This is a genomic window from Ruegeria sp. F12 (assembly GCF_056533885.1).
Map to the genome: position 1 here is coordinate 1 of NZ_JBQFOV010000021.1, position 16,722 is coordinate 16,722.

The 16,722-nt window shown below is 57.9% G+C and carries 15 protein-coding genes and 1 pseudogene; 6 read left to right on the forward strand and 10 right to left on the reverse strand.

All coding sequences use genetic code 11. The features are described from left to right. The 8 genes and pseudogenes from ACR0CA_RS19630 to ACR0CA_RS19665 all read right to left on the reverse strand — a co-directional run. Positions 1-280, reverse strand: a pseudogene (locus ACR0CA_RS19630) (2-hydroxyhepta-2,4-diene-1,7-dioate isomerase); the annotation flags it as partial. 19 nt (positions 281-299) lie between these two features. Next, the gene (locus tag ACR0CA_RS19635; RefSeq protein ID WP_480900883.1) at positions 300-1,049 is read right to left on the reverse strand and encodes an SDR family oxidoreductase; all 750 of its coding nucleotides are present in this window, start codon (positions 1,047-1,049) and stop codon (positions 300-302) included. Between the two features lie 14 nt (positions 1,050-1,063). Beyond that, a complete protein-coding gene (locus ACR0CA_RS19640) occupies positions 1,064-2,566 on the reverse strand; it encodes an aldehyde dehydrogenase (NADP(+)) (RefSeq protein WP_480900844.1) in 1,503 nt (500 codons plus the stop codon). Between the two features lie 12 nt (positions 2,567-2,578). Next, positions 2,579-3,691, reverse strand: a complete 1,113-nt coding sequence (locus tag ACR0CA_RS19645; protein WP_480900846.1) for a fumarylacetoacetate hydrolase family protein — start codon at positions 3,689-3,691, stop codon at positions 2,579-2,581. Between the two features lies 1 nt (position 3,692). Then, positions 3,693-4,523, reverse strand: coding sequence for an amidohydrolase family protein (locus ACR0CA_RS19650; RefSeq protein ID WP_480506014.1), 831 nt, complete (start codon positions 4,521-4,523; stop codon positions 3,693-3,695). Then, positions 4,520-4,948 (reverse strand): RbsD/FucU family protein, encoded by a 429-nt coding sequence (locus ACR0CA_RS19655; protein ID WP_170785552.1) that lies wholly within the window; start codon positions 4,946-4,948, stop codon positions 4,520-4,522. The genes ACR0CA_RS19650 and ACR0CA_RS19655 overlap by 4 nt, the downstream gene beginning before the upstream one ends. Then, positions 4,938-5,990, reverse strand: coding sequence for an aldo/keto reductase (locus ACR0CA_RS19660; protein WP_480900848.1), 1,053 nt, complete (start codon positions 5,988-5,990; stop codon positions 4,938-4,940). The genes ACR0CA_RS19655 and ACR0CA_RS19660 overlap by 11 nt, the downstream gene beginning before the upstream one ends. Continuing rightward, positions 5,987-6,724, reverse strand: a complete 738-nt coding sequence (locus ACR0CA_RS19665; RefSeq protein WP_170775696.1) for a GntR family transcriptional regulator — start codon at positions 6,722-6,724, stop codon at positions 5,987-5,989. The genes ACR0CA_RS19660 and ACR0CA_RS19665 overlap by 4 nt, the downstream gene beginning before the upstream one ends. Before the next feature lie 83 nt (positions 6,725-6,807). Between ACR0CA_RS19665 and ACR0CA_RS19670 the strand changes: the two genes are divergently transcribed. The 6 genes from ACR0CA_RS19670 to ACR0CA_RS19695 all read left to right on the forward strand — a co-directional run bounded on the left by ACR0CA_RS19670 (position 6,808) and on the right by ACR0CA_RS19695 (position 14,627). Then, a complete protein-coding gene (locus ACR0CA_RS19670) occupies positions 6,808-8,361 on the forward strand; it encodes a UxaA family hydrolase (RefSeq protein WP_480900851.1) in 1,554 nt (517 codons plus the stop codon). Positions 8,362-8,400: 39 nt separating this feature from the next. Further along, a complete protein-coding gene (locus ACR0CA_RS19675) occupies positions 8,401-9,927 on the forward strand; it encodes a sugar ABC transporter ATP-binding protein (protein WP_170785546.1) in 1,527 nt (508 codons plus the stop codon). Then, positions 9,924-10,931 (forward strand): ABC transporter permease, encoded by a 1,008-nt coding sequence (locus ACR0CA_RS19680; RefSeq protein WP_170355083.1) that lies wholly within the window; start codon positions 9,924-9,926, stop codon positions 10,929-10,931. The genes ACR0CA_RS19675 and ACR0CA_RS19680 overlap by 4 nt, the downstream gene beginning before the upstream one ends. 41 nt (positions 10,932-10,972) lie before the next feature. Further along, positions 10,973-11,917, forward strand: a complete 945-nt coding sequence (locus tag ACR0CA_RS19685; protein ID WP_170791686.1) for an ABC transporter substrate-binding protein — start codon at positions 10,973-10,975, stop codon at positions 11,915-11,917. 204 nt (positions 11,918-12,121) lie between these two features. Beyond that, complete coding sequence (locus ACR0CA_RS19690) at positions 12,122-12,763, forward strand: GNAT family N-acetyltransferase (protein WP_331252154.1); 642 nt, start codon at positions 12,122-12,124, stop codon at positions 12,761-12,763. Between the two features lie 124 nt (positions 12,764-12,887). After that, positions 12,888-14,627, forward strand: coding sequence for a tetratricopeptide repeat protein (locus ACR0CA_RS19695; protein WP_480900854.1), 1,740 nt, complete (start codon positions 12,888-12,890; stop codon positions 14,625-14,627). 57 nt (positions 14,628-14,684) lie between these two features. Here the strand turns inward: ACR0CA_RS19695 and ACR0CA_RS19700 are convergent, their stop codons facing one another. Both ACR0CA_RS19700 and ACR0CA_RS19705 read right to left on the reverse strand, forming a co-directional pair. Further along, positions 14,685-15,275 (reverse strand): hypothetical protein, encoded by a 591-nt coding sequence (locus tag ACR0CA_RS19700; RefSeq protein ID WP_480900856.1) that lies wholly within the window; start codon positions 15,273-15,275, stop codon positions 14,685-14,687. Positions 15,276-15,422: 147 nt separating this feature from the next. Then, a complete protein-coding gene (locus ACR0CA_RS19705) occupies positions 15,423-16,718 on the reverse strand; it encodes a gluzincin family metallopeptidase (RefSeq protein ID WP_480860910.1) in 1,296 nt (431 codons plus the stop codon). Between the last annotated feature and the right edge of the window lie 4 nt (positions 16,719-16,722).

Sequence of the window (16,722 nt, forward strand, 5' to 3'; positions counted from 1 at the left end):
CGGCGGGCAGCTCCATGCCGCTTTCGGCGGCGTGGTCGGCATAGTTCAGGCCGATGCAGATGAACTTGCCCACCTGGCCCACACAGGCCCCGATGCGGGTATTGGCATCGACGGCGGGCAGGCTGGCAAGATCCAGCGCGTTTAGGCGCGCCAGGCTTTCATCGTCAAGCGTTGCGCCTGCGATATCATCAACCACCCCAGATAGGTCGCGGATCGTACCGTCCTGATCCAGAATACCGGGCTTTTCCTGTCCGGCAGGGCCGTGGCGTAGCAACTTCATCGTAAAATCCTCACTATCTTCAGATCGTCCAGCCGCCATCGATGGCGAATGGCTGGCCGGTGGTGTATTTGCTGGCGTCGCTTGCAAGATAAAGCGCGAGCTCTGCGATTTCGTCCGCCGAGCCGATGCGCCCCATCGGTTGGCGGGCTATAAAGCCGGACATTGCCGTTTCATAGTCACCGGTCGCCCGCAAACGGTCGTGCAGGCTGGGGCTGTCCACGGTACCGGGGCAGATTGCGTTGCACCGGATGCCTTGCTGGACAAAATCCGCGGCAACGGCCTTAGTCAATCCGATCACCGCAGCCTTCGAGGCGCAATATGCAAATCGGTTTGGCACGCCTTTTATTGACGAAGCAACCGAAGACATGTTGATGATCGATCCGCCGTCCTTGCCTAGCATTCCGGGCAAGGTCACACGAATAAGTCGATACATGGCTTTGACATTCAGATCGAAACTGAAGTCCCAGTTACTCTCATTGCAATCAAGGATGGTTCCGCCGGCAACATATCCGGCACAGTTGAACAACACATCCAATGCAGGCAGGTCTGCTACGGCCGCCTTGACCGCAGCGGCATCCGTGACATCCAGCTTCAGGGTCGTGATCCCTGCAACTTCGGCCAGTTCAGCCAGCGACACATCATTGATGTCGCCGGCAATGACTTGCGCGCCCTCTGCCGCGAACACCTCGGCCGTAGCGCGGCCGATGCCCTGACCCGCCGCTGTGATCAGGGCCGTTTTACCTGCCAATCGGTCCGAGGGGTTATGCATCCCAGTCTTTACTCTCACACGTCTTCGGGCAAAAGGCCGGTTGGGATGTCCTGGTAACAGACCGGGCGCAGAAAGCGACGGATCGACAGGGTGCCAACCGACGTGGCACCGAAATTGGTCGAGGCGGGGTAGGGGCCGCCATGGACCATGCTGTCGCAGACCTCAACCCCGGTGGGGAAGCTGTTGGCCAGCAATCGGCCCGCTTTGCGTTCCAGCAGCGGCAGCAGGGCCTTTGCGTCAGCAGTGTCGCTGTCGTCAAGATGCAAGGTACAGGTCAACTGACCCTCTATTGCGCGGGCGACCTGCAGCATCTGAGCGGTGTCGCGAACGCGAACCACAATACCGAGCGGGCCAAACACCTCTTCTTGCAGTTTGTGATCAGATAGCCAGTCGTCGCCTGACACAGCGAACAGATATGGGGCCGCGTCGCGGGCGGCGCAGCTTGTGCCCATGACCTGCGTCACACCGGTGCCAGCGGCCACCCGTGCCACGCCATCGCGATACGCGTCGGCGATGCCATCGGTCAGCATGGTCTGGTTGGCGGTTGCGTTCAGCCCTGCCTCGGCAGCGGCTTGGAAGGCGTCGGCCTCGGGCCCGTCGACCACAACGGCGATGCCGGGATTGGTGCAGAACTGCCCCGCGCCCATGGTCAGCGATCCGGCCCAGCCGGTCCCGATCCCAGCCCCGCGTGCGGCAGCGGCCTGAGGCAGGATGAACATCGGATTGACCGAGCCCAGCTCTCCAAAGAACGGGATGGGTTCATCGCGTTGAGCGCATAGATCGAACAGGGCGCGACCGCCACCCAGACTGCCGGTAAAGCCCACGGCCCGGATCAGCGGATGCTGCACCAGACGAGTGCCCACGTCACGCTTGCCCCCCTGCACCAGCGAAAAGACACCGGGGTGCACCCCAGTAGCCTTGATCGTGGCGTCGATGGCCTGAGCCACAATCTCACCAGTGCCGGGATGGGCCGAGTGGCCTTTAACCACAACCGGGCACCCTGCGGCCAAGGCCGCGGCTGTATCGCCGCCCGCGACCGAGAAAGCCAGTGGGAAGTTTGACGCGCCGAACACGGCCACGGGGCCAAGCGGGCGTTGGATCATCCGCAGGTCGGGGCGGGGCAGGGGCGCGCGGTCCGGCATGGCCTGGTCGTGGCGCATGTCCAGATAGTCACCCTTTTCGATATGATCAGCGAACAGGCGCAGCTGTCCCACGGTGCGGCCACGCTCGCCCTGCAGACGGGCTTCGGGCAGGCCGGTTTCCTGTGTGCCGATTTCGGTGATGGCGTCGCCGCGCGCGTCGATCTCATCGGCAATTTTGCGCAGCAGGGCGGCACGTTCGGCGCGGGTGGACCAGCCGAAACTGGCGAAGGCCTCCTCCGCGGCTTCAACCGCAGCGTCTACCAGAGGGGGCGTTCCAACCGGGAAATCATGGCTTGGGCCGTGAGCAGGCTCCGAGCTAAAGGTGGCGTCTGATCCAAGCCATTCGCCGGCAATCAGGTGTTTTCCGATCAACATGTTTCTAAATTCCTACAACAGGCCGCGTTCGGCCAGGTTTCGCATCAGATGAGACGCCCCGAACCGCCATTCGGGACATTCGGTCGACAGGCGCACCGTATTGGTTAATGCGCCGAGTTGGTCATTGGCAATTGTGACGACATCACCCAGCTTGTGGGTGAAACCACCGCCGGGTGTGTCCCGGTCCTGTGTGGGTGCAAAGAGCGTTCCCAGAAACAGCATAAACCCGTCGGGATACTGGTGGTGCCGCCCGATAGTCTGTTTCACCAGATCCGCCGGGTCGCGGCTGATCTGAGACATCGAAGACGCGCCGTTCAGGACAAACCCATCCGGCCCGTTCACGGTCAGGGTCAGTTCGGCCTGCCGCACATCGTCCAGTGTATAGCTGTCATCAAACAGGCGGATCATTGGTCCGATCGAACAAGATGCGTTGTTGTCCTTGGCCTTGCTGAGCAGCAGGGCCGAGCGGCCTTCGACATCGCGCAAGTTGACGTCATTGCCCAGTGTCGCGCCTTTGATCTCACCTTGCGAATTCACCGCCAGGACCACCTCGGGTTCAGGGTTGTTCCAGGTTGAGATCGGGTGCAGGCCTATCTCGGCACCGAAGCCCACGGATGACAACACCTGCGCTTTCGAGAACACCTCAGCATCCGGTCCAATACCGACCTCAAGATACGGGCTCCAGAGGCCTTCGTCGATTAGCGCCTGCTTGACTTGTGCGGCTTCGTCGGAGCCGGGGGTGATGTTGGAAAGGCTGTCGCCGATACGCGCGCCGATGCGGGCGCGGATGGCTTCGGCCTTGGCCGGATCGCCAGCGGCCTGTTCTTCGATCACGCGTTCGACCATGGAACCTGCAAAGGTGACACCGCAGGCCTTGACCGATTGCAGATCGCAGGGGGCCAGCCATTCATGCTCGCTTTCGACCGGGCCGATCGCCTCGCCGGGGGCCGATCGTACGTAATCCGCGGCGTCGTCGCGTTCCAGAATGTCGCGAACGGTAGGAGCTTTCTTGGTGGTGATATCCACCACCTGACCCTCACGCAATGTTACCACGCACGGGCCGATACCCGGCCGTTCCACACGGCCAAGCCAAAGCCCGGCAGAATCCAGATTGAGTGTTGTCATGTCAGGTCCTGAGATTGTAAGCGCGCGCGGCGTTCCCACCGAGGATCGCATCGCGTTCGGATTGAGTCAGCGCGCTGAGAAGCGCGTCGGTGGTTTCCAGCCAGCGTTCATAAGAGCTGGCCAACGTGCAGACTGGCCAGTCGCTGCCCCAAATCAGGCGCGATGGGCCAAACGTATCCAGAAGGTGCTGAACATAAGGGCGCAAATCGTCGATCTGCCAATCCGATGCTGCTTCGGTCACCAGTCCGGATAGCTTGCAGAACGCATCGGTGTCGCGGGACAGCGCTGCCATATCCTCGGCCCAACTCTCGATCACACCGTCGCGGATTAAGGGTTTGGAGCCGTGGTCGATTACCACACGCATGTTCTTATGCCGAGCCAGCAACTGCCGCAAAGGTCCAAGATGCTGCGGCAAGGTCAGCGCATCGAATGTCAGATCATGGGATTGCAGTGCTGCGAAGGCAGGTGTAAGTGCGTCGCCCAGCATCCAGTCGGGATCTTCAATGTCTTGGATCATCGGGCGCAAACCGACCAAAGCGGGGTGTTGTGCCAGAGCAGCGATCTGTGCTGGTGAAGCCGACGCTTCGAAGTCAACCCAACCTACAACGCCCTTGATAAAGGCAGCCTGATCAGCCAGCGACAACATATATTCTGTCTCAGCTACAGTCGGAGCTGCTTGTACCAGCACCGTGCCACCGATGCCTGCCTGCTCCAACATGGGGGACAGATCATGCGGCAGAAAATCTCTATAGATCGCTGCCAGATCGGGGGTCAGCCAGCCATAGTCGTTGCGCGCGACTGACCAGAAATGCTGATGCGCGTCGATTTTCAACCGATCACCCCTTTTTTAAGGATGATATTGCCATAGAGCCTGCGCTCACCCGTTTGTACGATGGCATAGGCCGTTGCTGCGCGGTCATAGAATGCAAATCGCTCTAGCCCCTGTACATCAGCCGGGTTGTCAGCGGTTTCGTTGATGATGCGCTGAAAATCCGCCACAGCGTCAGGCACCGCATCCGGATCACCGACCACCTGCATGGTCAAAGCGGGGTCGGAGACGAAATTGTCCAGCGGCATAACCGACAGGACAGCGCGCAGGACATCGCTGGCGGATGACCCGTCGGCGCGGATACAGTCTGGTCCGGTGCTTGTGCCTGGGAAATTTGCGTCGGCGATAACGATCTCGTCGCCGTGGCCCATTGCCCGCAAAGTGTGCAGCAAGTCCGGGGACAGGATTGGATCAATATTACGTAGCATCGGCAAGCTCCGCTGGCAGGGGTGCATCGGGCCGGATCAAGCCTTCACTGCGCAGATCCGACCAGAGACCGGCTGGAATCTCGCGATCCAGCAACGCGACATTTGCCTGAACTTCCCTGGCGCTGACCGCGCCGGGGACGACAGTCTTGACGCAGGGATGGCCCAGAACGAATTGAAGTGCTGCAGCGATCAGCGGTGTGTTATGCGCGGCGCAGACTGCCTCGATCTTGCGCACGCGGTCCAAAATGTCTTCGGACGCGTCGGCGTAGTTGTATTTAGCACCCGGAACCGCGCCCGTGGCCAGAATGCCCGAATTGTAGGGGCCGCCCAGAATGATCCCGACATCGCGTTTTTCGCAAAGCGGCAGGAAACTGTCCAAAGCCTCTTGCTCCAGCAAAGTGTAGCGACCGGCCAGTAGGAACCCGTCGAAATCGCCAAGTCCTAACAGTTTTTCACAAACCTGCCATTCGTTCACGCCTGCGCCGATTGCCGCGATTTCACCCGCTTCACGCAATTCAACCAGCGCCTTGTACCCGCCACCGTCAAACAGCTCGCGCACTTTGGCGTCGGACATCTCTTGGCTGCCCTGACTGAAAACGCAGACGTCATGGACCAGAAGGATATCGGCGTTAGCCACACCAATCCGTTCACGGCTGGCCTCGTATGACCGCATTACACCGTCATAGGTGTAGTCGAACACGATCCGTTTCTGTGGTACGTCGACAAAGGCTTCGGGTGTCACTTCGTGGGGTTCGCAATCCAGCAGAAGCCGCCCGATCTTGGTCGACAGCTGGATGTTCTCGCGCCCAAATCGGGCGATTGCTTCGCCAATACGTTGCTCGGATCGACCAAGGCCATATTGCGGTGCGGTATCAAAAAAGCGGATGCCTGAATCATAAGCCGCCTGCAGAGCCGCTTGCGCGTCAGCATCCGAAACCTTGCGGTATAGATTCCCCAGCGGCGCACCGCCAAAGCCCATGCGGGTTAAAAGGACAGGGCGTGCTGTGCGGTTGTTCAGTAGTTCTGTCTGGGAAACGGTCATTCGGTCTCGCAATTCGACTTTTGTGTGAGGTTGAACAAATGGGGCTTTTGCCGTTCGAGTTCTTCTAGGCGTGGCATCAACTGCCCCAAATGGATATGCATCGCGTCTTGTGCAGCGCGTTCGTCCCGATTGGCGATTGCATCGAAGATGGCCCGGTGTTCGGCCAAAGTTTCGACCACCCGGCCAGGTGTCGGCAACAGAAGCATACGGGCTCGGCTGACCTGAAGCGACACCGTCTGCGCCACATCCGCAAGGCGATGAAACCCGGTGAAATCCATCAGCATGCTGTGGAACTCTTCATCTGCCTGATAGAATCCGGGGATGTCCTCGTCCTCGATCAAAAGCTCTTGCAAGCGCATGTTGCGGCTCAGCCGTTTACGCTGATCCTCGGTCAGATCCCGCGCGACCTTGGCGACAGTGGCCAGCTCCAGCGCTTCGCGCAGAAAAACACCTTCGCGGATTTCGTCCATCGAGAAATAGGACACACGGGTGCCCGATTGCGGGACCACATCCACCAGTCCCTCGGACGCCAGCCGCGCGATTGCGTCAGCGACGGGTGCGCGTGACACACCCAGACGCTCGCACACCGGAGCTTTTCGCAGGTTTGCGCCGGGTGGAAAATCCAGCGCCAGAATCGCTTGCTTCAAAGATTGATGAACCCGTTGGGTCAGCGACCCTTCCGTTGACGAGATCACGGGCAGCAAAGCGGCGTCAATGTCCTGAGGTTTGTTCATGGTTTGTGATTTAGCATTCTAACATGTTAGTTGACAAGTACAGATTTTCCACTTAGCAACATGACCAAGCAAGTGGGGAAGTGATGCAAGCAAACGGCGGCATAGATGTTCTGGAGAAGGCGGCGCGAGACGTCGTGAAGTTGAACCCGGATGACAATATTGTGATCGCTCTGCGCGACTTGCAGGCGGGGGAGCAGCTGGCGGATGTTTCGGCTCCGCTGACGTCACAGATTGCGCGGGGCCACAAAATCGCAGTGGAACCGATTCGGGCTGGTGAAAATGTCATTCGCTACGGTCAGATCATCGGGCAGGCAAAATCCGACATCGCGCCAGGTGAGCATATTCATGTACACAATCTGGGCATGGGGGCGCATCAGCAGGACTATGCATATGCGTCGGCCAATGACCCGTTGCCGGAGATCGCAGAAGAGCGAACTTTTCAGGGCTATCACCGTGCAGACCGCAAGGTGGGGACGCGGAATTATATCGGCATTCTGACCACAGTGAACTGTTCGGGTTCAGTCGCGCGATTCATTGCGGAAGCAGCCGAGAAATCAGGGCTGTTGGAAGCTTATCCGAACGTGGACGGCGTGGTGCCGATTGTGCATGGCACCGGCTGCGGCATGTCCGGCGAGGATGAGGGCTATGCCACTTTGTTCCGCACCCTTGCGGGCTATGCGCAGCATCCCAATTTTGCCGGTATTCTGCTGATCGGACTGGGTTGTGAGGTGATGCAGGTAGCTGACCTGGTTGGGGGTCGTCCGATCCGCCCCGATGGTGCGCTGCGCTACATGACCATTCAGAACGAGGGCGGCACGCGGCGTACGATTGAACGAGGTTTGGCCGAGATCAAGGGAATCGCCGAACTTGCCAACCAAGTGACGCGCGAACCCGCGCCGATCAGCGAGATTACGGTTGGAATGCAATGCGGCGGCTCGGACGGGTATTCGGGCATCACTGCAAACCCTGCACTGGGATATGCATCCGACCTTCTGGTGCGCCACGGTGGTACGACAATCCTGTCGGAAACCTCGGAAGTATACGGGGCCGAGCACCTACTGACCCGCCGCGCTGAAACGCCTGAAGTGGGCGCCAAGTTGATTGAGCGCATTCATTGGTGGGAGGACTATACCGAACGCAATGGCGGCGAGATGGACAACAACCCAAGCCCGGGTAACAAGCGTGGCGGGTTGACGACCATTCTGGAAAAATCGCTCGGCGCTGTTGCCAAGGGCGGCACAGCGCCGATGCGGGATGTCTACAAGTTCGGCGAGATTGTCGACAAAAAGGGCTTTGTTTTCATGGACAGCCCCGGTTTCGATCCATGCTCGGTCACGGGGCAGGTAGCCTCAGGGGCGAACCTGATCGTTTTCACTACCGGACGGGGCTCGGTCTCGGGCTATCAGCCGACCCCTTGCGTCAAGCTGGCAACGAACTCTGAAATGTATGCGCGGATGGCCGACGATATGGACCTGAATTGCGGTGACATCGTCACCGATGGGGTCAGCATCGAAGCGAAAGGAGAGGAATTGTTCGAAATTCTAATCCGCGTTGCCTCGGGCGAGAAAACCAAAAGCGAAGAGCTGGGATTTGGGGGGGTCGAATTCGTCCCCTGGCAGATCGGCGCCGTAATGTAATCACACACCCTAGGGGATGAGGGTACAATGGGAGGGAACATGACAAAACTGGTCGACATGACGGGGATCGAAAAGTATTTCCCCGGCGTGCACGCGCTGAAAACAGTGCAGTTCGATCTGTTTTCGGGCGAGGTTCACGCACTTATGGGCGAGAACGGCGCCGGGAAAAGCACGCTGATGAAGATCCTGTCGGGGATTTATCAGCGCGACGGTGGTGATCTGGTGATCGAAGGAAAGTCGGTCAGCCCGACCACGCCCGGCGAGGCGCAGGATCTGGGCATTGGCATCATCCATCAGGAGCTGAGCCTGATGAACGACCTGACCGTTGCACAGAACATCTTTATCGGTCGCGAACCGCGCAAAAGCTTCGGTCGTCTGGATGAGGCCGCGCTGAACGCACAAACGGCCGAGATTTTCGCCTCGATGAACCTGTCGCTGGACCCCAAGACATTGGTGGGCAGCCTGACCATCGCGAAACAGCAGATGGTCGAGATTGCCAAAGCACTGTCGTACCGGTCCAAGGTTCTGATCATGGATGAACCCACAGCGGCTCTGAACGATGCCGAGATCGCTGAACTGTTCGTGATCATACGCCGTCTCAAGGCCGAGGGCGTGGGCATCGTCTATATCAGCCACAAAATGGACGAGCTGAAGCAAATCGCCGACCGCGTCACCGTGATGCGCGATGGCGAATATGTGGGCACCGTGGGCGCTGCCGAGACACCAATCAGCCAAATCATCGCCATGATGGTTGGGCGTGAGGTGAACGAGAAACCTCTGGACGTGCCGGATCTTGGCGATGCCGAAGTTTCGCTTGAGGTTTCTGGTCTGAATCGCGGCAAAGAGATCAAGGATGTCAGCTTCTCGGTCCAGAAGGGCGAGATTCTGGGGTTCGCGGGCCTGATGGGAGCCGGAAGAACCGAGGTAGCGCGCGCGATTTTCGGCGCCGATGTGAAGGACAGCGGAACGATCCGCGTGCACGGACACGAGGTCTCGATCAAGTCGCCCAAGGATGCGGTGCGGGCGGGCATCGGTTATTTGTCGGAAGACCGCAAGCATTTCGGATTGGCCACCGGCATGAACGTGCGCGACAACATTGCGCTGGCTTCGATGGATCTGTTCACCGGCACCGGAGGGGTGTTGAATGACGGTGAAATCAGCACCACGGCCAAGGGATATATCGCGCAGTTGGGCATTCGCACGCCCTCGGACGTGCAAGAGGTCCGACTGCTGTCAGGGGGCAATCAGCAAAAGGTCGTCATTGCAAAATGGCTGCTGCGTGATTGCGATATCCTGATCTTTGACGAACCCACGCGTGGCATCGACGTTGGCGCGAAGTCCGAGATTTACAAATTGCTCGAAGAACTCGCCGAGCAGGGTAAGACCATCATCGTGATCTCGTCGGAACTGCCCGAAATCATGCGCCTGAGCCATCGTATCGCGGTGATGTGCGAGGGCCGGCTGACCGGCATTCTGCCCGGCGGAAAAGACACTACTCAGGAAGACATCATGCATCTGGCCACCCAACGCGCGGCGGCGATGCAGGTAACGGGGGCACCACAATGACCACGGCAACAGACGTTGAAAAGAAAAAACCACTCGCAGGACTGTCCGACAGCGGCGCGTATCAAAAGCTGCTGGCTTTTGCCAGTTTGATCGCGCTGCTGATCGGCTTCTCGATTGCGTCGCCGAACTTTATGCAGACCTCGAACATGATCGCCATTTTGCAGGCGACCTCGGTGAACGGGGTGCTGGCGGTGGCGGCAACGCTGGTGATCATCACAGGTGGGATCGACCTTTCGGTGGGCACTTTGATGACCTTCTGCGCCGTGATCGCGGGCGTGGTGCTAACTTATCTGGGGATGCCCCTGCTGCTGGGCGTGGCGGCGGCCATCGCGGCAGGCGCGTTCTGTGGGCTTTGCTCGGGCACTTTCGTTGCCAAGATGAAGATCCCGCCTTTCATCGCCACGCTTGGTATGATGCTGATCCTGAAAGGCCTGTCGCTGGTCATCTCGGGCACGCGGCCGATCTATTTCAACGACACGCCGGGGTTTGACCAGATCTCGCGCGGGTCGCTGATCGGAGAGATTTTCCCGGCGCTGCCCATCCCGAACGGCGTGCTGATCCTGTTCCTGGTGGCGATTGCAGCGTCGTACATCCTGAGCCGCACGGTTCTGGGCCGCTACACTTTCGCCTTGGGTTCGAACGAAGAGGCCGTGCGCCTGTCGGGTGTGAACACCGACGCCTGGAAGATGCGCATCTACGCTCTGGCGGGTGCAATCTGCGGCATCGGCGGCATCCTGATCGCTTCGCGCCTGAACTCGGCGCAACCTGCGCTGGGTCTGGGATACGAGCTTGAGGCGATCGCAGCCGTGGTAATCGGTGGCACGTCGCTTTCGGGCGGACGCGGTACCATTCTGGGCACGCTGATCGGCGCGCTGATCATGGCGGTCCTGACCAACGGGCTGCGCGTGCTGTCCGTGGCGCAGGAATGGCAAACCGTTGTCACCGGCGCAATCATCATTCTGGCGGTCTATGCCGACATGGCACGGCGCAAAAAGTCCGGCTGAAGAAACCAACTATAAAACGACCAACTGTGGAGGAGAAAAACATGTTTTCACGTCGTTTCATTCTGGGTGCGCTGAGCGCAGCCACGATTGCAGGTCCGGCCTCGATGGCCGCAGCGGAAGAAATCTATATTCCGCTGGTATCGAAGGGCTTCCAACACCAGTTCTGGCAGGCGGTGAAATCCGGCGCCGAGCAGGCAGCTGACGAGTACAACGTAACCATCACCTTTGAAGGCCCCGACAACGAAACAATGGTCGACCGCCAAATCGACATGCTGGCCGCTGCACTTGCCAACAACCCCAAAGCCATCGGCTTTGCTGCGCTGGACAGCCAGGCGGCTATCCCGCTGCTGCGTCAGGCGAATGACAAGGGTATCCCGATCATCGCGTTCGACAGTGGTGTCGACAGCGACATCCCTGTTTCGACCGCAACCACCGACAACCTGGCCGCTGCGGGTCTGGCTGCCGACAAGATGGCCGAGAAGCTGGGCGGTAAAGGTAAGGTTGCTGTTGTGGCCCACGACCAGACCAGCCGCACCGGCATCGACCGCCGCGATGGCTTTGTGAACCGTATCGAAGAAAAATATCCTGACATCGAAGTTGTCACGGTTCAGTACGGCCAGGGCGACCACTTGAAATCGACCGAAGTTACCAAGGCGATCCTGACGGCTAACCCTGATCTGGACGGCATCTTCGGCACCAACGAAGGCTCGGCCATCGGTGTTGTGAACGGTGTTCAGGAACTGGGCACCGAAGGTCTGGTGATCATCGGCTATGACAGCGGCAAAGCGCAGAAGGACGCAATCAAAAGCGGACTGATGGCTGGTGCGATCACTCAGAACCCAGTTGGGATCGGTTACGAGACCGTCAAGGCCGCTGTTTCCGCACTGAAAGGTGAAGAGGTTCCGGCACTGATCGACACCGGTTTCTACTACTATGACGCCTCGAACATGGACGATCCAAAAATCGCGGCGGTTCTGTACGACTAAGATCAAGCCCACTCACGGTTTACCGGCCCGTCGTTCTGCGGCGGGCCGGTTTTGTTTGCGCTACTCGATCAGGAAGTATTAAGATGAAACTTTAAGGCGAGGGCAACTATGCGCCGAATTGAGGTTTCTGAATTCGTATTTCCACATCTAGTGTGCTAGTGTCTATCGGTGGATCGTTAAGATTTTGTTTAAAGGTTGATTTAAGTGTCAGACAACTTGAGTAATAAGTTTAGATTGCGCCCGATGGAGAAAGCGGATCTTGAGGTCATCTCCCATTGGTTCCAAGACCCTGAAGACGTTGCGCTTTTTGATCGGACATCGCGGGTTCCGTTGAACCAGTTTCAGACAGAAGAAAGTTGGAAGGCCGTGTTCACCGCCGAAGGAGCGGGTTGCAAATGTTGGTTCGTGGTGGAAAACAGCTCTGGTGAAGCGGTTGGCCTGGCCGGGATCGAAAGCGTGTCGCTGGTAAACCGGGATGCGGTGGTCGCAATGTTTGTCGACAAATCCGCGCGACGCACCGGCGTTGGTATCCGAGCGACGGCTTTGGTGGTAGATTTTGCCTTTCGGCAACTAGGGCTGAACCGTTTGACCTCTTATTATCGGGCGGACAACACCAGCAGCCGCGATCTGGTTGCAAGGATAGGATGTCAGGTCGAAGGGACCATGCGTGAAGCCTGGTTTGCAGACGGGCAGTTTCACGACATGGTTGTTGTGGGTGTTCTCAAAGGCGATTGGGCGAAACGACGCGACGCTTTGGCGGCCGAACTGTCTGACGATACACAGGTCTCGTTGGGGCCGAATGCGTCTGCGGCTTGGACATGGCCGCCGAAGTGCAAGAGTGGTTGAGTGAAAGTCGTTAATACCGCAAGTAGTCGTTAAATTTCAAAATTTGCTTTATGCTGATCCACGGACCCGCTCGGTGCCAAATAAACGAGAATAAACAGTGAATACGACCAATCCGAATTTTACGATGACTCAAAAGCTTGGCGCTGTTCTGTTCGCCGATGTCGTCGGGTATTCGCGATTGATGAGTCAAAATGAGTTAGATACTTATAACGCGCTGAAATCATTGATTTCTGATCTCGAATCTTCCTGCGCAAAACATCAGGGCAGGGTGGTCGAGGTGCGCGGCGACGGCATCTTGGCATTGTTTGAAACAGCAACAAGCGCGGTCGAGTTTGGTGTCGAATTGCATCGTATCGCCAGCGCGCATAACAGTGCCGGTCCCGAAGACCAGCGAATCAAATTCCGTGCGGGCGTTCATCTTGGGGAAATCCTGATCGACGATCGCGGCATTCATGGCGATAACGTCAACATCGCCGCACGGCTGCAAGAGATTGCCGAGCCCGAGCGTGTCTATGTTAGTTCGGCTGTCTATGATCAGGTCTGCAACCGCCTGCGCTATGGCTATGAGTTTTTGGGGCCCAAGCAGCTCAAGAATATCATGAACCCGGTGTCGACCTATTGCGTCCGCAGCGAGGTTGCAGGCGCAACCATGGCGGGAACGATGCGACCCGAAGTGTTGGGGGATATTCTCGAACGTCCTGATACACCATCAGTTGCCGTGCTGCCTTTTGCCAGCCACGGGGACGAGTCCGATAATTGGGTGGCCGAAGGTCTGACAGACGACATCATCATGAACCTGTCCAAGTTCCGGAACCTGTTCATCATCGCGCGCAACTCGTCCTTTTTCTTCAAAGCGCAATCCATGCCGCCGAAAGACGCCGCACAGCGGTTAAACGTGCGCTATATCGCGCGAGGCAGCGTACGCCGATCAGCCAGTCGGATCCGGATCTCGGCCGAGTTGGTGGATGCCAGTAGTGAACGCACGATCTGGGCGGAACGGTTCGACCGCAATATCGACGATATTTTCGACATTCTGGACGAAGTCACCGAATGTATCGTCGCTGCGACTGCCGTCATGATCGAGTCACATGAAAAGCAGCGGATGATCCAGGCGATCCCCTCTGATCTTGAGGCTTATGGGTCGGTTCTTCAGGGCCAACAGCATATCTTCAAATACACGCGCAACGACAATCGCAAAGCGCAGAACTTTTACCAATCCGCGCTGGAACGCGACGGCGGCTATGCACGCGCAGCGGCGGCGTTGTCACGGACGCTGAACATCGACTGGCGCTATTCCTGGAGTGATGACCCGTCCAAGGCGTTTGAACAGGCGCTGACCTTTGCCCAACAGGCGATTGAGCTGGACCCGACGGATGCGCGCGGCTTTGGTGAATTGGGGTATGTGCATCTGTATCGCAAGGAACATGACGCCGCTATTCAGTCCTATCAACGTGCATTGGCCCTGAACCCCAATGACGCCGATATGCATTCGGATTACGCGGACGCTCTGGCCCATTCGGGTGATAACGAAACGGCGATCACGCATCTGCAACAGGCCATGCGGCTGAACCCTTATTTCCCCGATCAGTACCTGTGGCATCTGGGCGGCGCCTATTACAATCTCAGACGCTATGAGGACGTGATAGAGACGGTCAACAAGATGAACAACCCAACCGAGGGGCAACGGATGCTGGCCGCGAGCCATGCGCAATTGGGGAACACGGATATGGCGCGTCTGATCGCGGACAAGCACCGCGAAGCGCATCCCAACTTCTCTCTGTCACGGTGGGCCAAGGTTCTGCCCGACCGGCTGGAGGATGACACCCAACACTTTGTAGAAGGTCTGAAAAAGGCCGGGTTCTGAGCATAAAAAAGGGCGCGACCCTGCGCGCCCTGTTTGAACCGGGAAAGGGAAGGGGGCTTAGTCGCTGCCCCGCACTTTCGCACCGCTGACTTTCGCGCCACTGACTTTGGCACCGGAAACCTTGGCGCCCGAGACTTTCGCACCGCTAACCTTGGCACCCGACACCTTTGCTCCACTGATCGCCGGGCTGTCGAAGCCGAAATAAATGTCCAGTAGAACCTGTTCGAACTGACCGGTTGTGACATCCATACGCATGGTCTGATCGGCCTTTTCGTAGCGCCAAACCATGATGTCGTTTGCTACTTGGTAATCAGCCGCCGCGACGCCGCCGATCGAAGGATCCCTTGGAGCGCGTGATGCATTGTTTGGAGGTTCATTCGGGTTACCATTCACGGGGTCTCCGTCGCCATGAACCAGAAAAATTGCCGGTTCTGGCAGATCGTAATAAGTGCCTTCATAGGCAAAACCATAAATCTTGGCGAACTGCGCTTTTAAGTCGTTTCCGCCCTGAACTTTCTCATCTTCAAGCTGGTCGGAAAGATGCTTGTTGTTGCCTTTGCCGCCCTTTTTCTTGTTTTCCAGCTTAATGTCAGTCAGGACTCTTCCGTAAATTAGCACTTCCGAAAAACTGAGCAATGTTTCACCCATAAACTCATCTCCCAATTGTGGGGTCGCGGGTTTGACCGTTCACCCTTTTCACCACGGCCCGAGATGCCCCGTGCCAGAAAATCCAAAAAAATCACCCCTCTATTCCATGCCATAAATCGGCTTCAAAAAAAAGAATTTTGCGATTGGTCAATCCGGGACCATCGTACGGACTGAATTTGAATGGCTGTCTTCTTCCGGGTCAGGCAGGCGGGGACCGGCCGTTGTCAGCCCGATATCGCGCATTCTGAAGTTGCCCTCGATGATCTGGTGGAACGCGCCGCCGGTGATCTCCTGATCTACGGCAAGCAGTGCTTTTTCCACGCCGAAATAGCTGAGCATGTCCGCATCGAGGCGCGACCAGGTATCGGCCAGATAGGTACCCAGATAGTCTCGCGCTTCAAGCAAGGCGATACGGAACCCATCGGGATTTTCAGCGTAGCGTTTGTCGAAAATCTCCTGCATGACAGTGCTGTAGTCTGGAGAGCCTTCCAGTTGGTCCGACAGGTCTTCTTCCTCGGGCGAGATCAGCCCGTGCAGCAGCAGCCGTTCGTGATAGATATCGACAAAGATATCGAACATCGCGCCGGTCAGCGGTTCAGACAGTGCATGTTCACTGGACCAGCCATGGGAAAACTCGGACAGCGTTTTGTTGTTGGCGGCAATTCGGATCTGAGCGTTCTCGGACAGTTCGGCAAACCGGTTCAGGCGGTTGTAGGTATAAAGATTTCCACGCGTGTTTTGCAGCAGGCTCTCGACCACTGATCCGAAATGGAGCGAGGCCAATAGCGCCACCATATCGGCGGCAGACTCGTGAAAGCCGTAGTATTCGCCGGAGGCGTCCCCGTTCGAGGGCATCCCGATCACGCTGTAAATGATTGCGTGGCCGATCTCATGGGCGACGACATCAAAGTTCAGACTATAGGGGCGGTATTCGTCGCCATGGTCATGGGTGCCGCCGGTTTCCAGAAACCCCCACCCGATATGCGCATTGTCTAGGCTAGGCAGCAGCGACAGTTCCAGCCGGTCGAAATCACGGGCAAAGTGCCAAGGGATTGGGTGATCAAAATAGCCTTGCCACACATCCATGGTGAAATGTGCAGACCCAAACAGATGTGCGGCTTCAAAAGAAGGGTCTGTGGGGTCGATATGGATGAAATTTCCGAACTCGTCCGGCATGGCCGGAGGCTGGATATAGCCGTTCCAAGGTGGCAGATACATGCCCGGACCGTCGGGGCCGGGAACTATCGCCCCATAGGGCGTGGTTTTGCCAACCGGGTTGACAGTATACATGCGCGGCCCCGAGGGGCCCGGCCCAATGCTGCCCTGCGGGGCCGAGATTTCGACCAGCTCCAGTTCCGCGTCGGGTTCCAGGAAAGGCGATTGTGGGAACAATAGGAACCGGGTTCCGGGTTCGTCATCAGGTGTCTGTTCGGGTGAAGTCATCCGG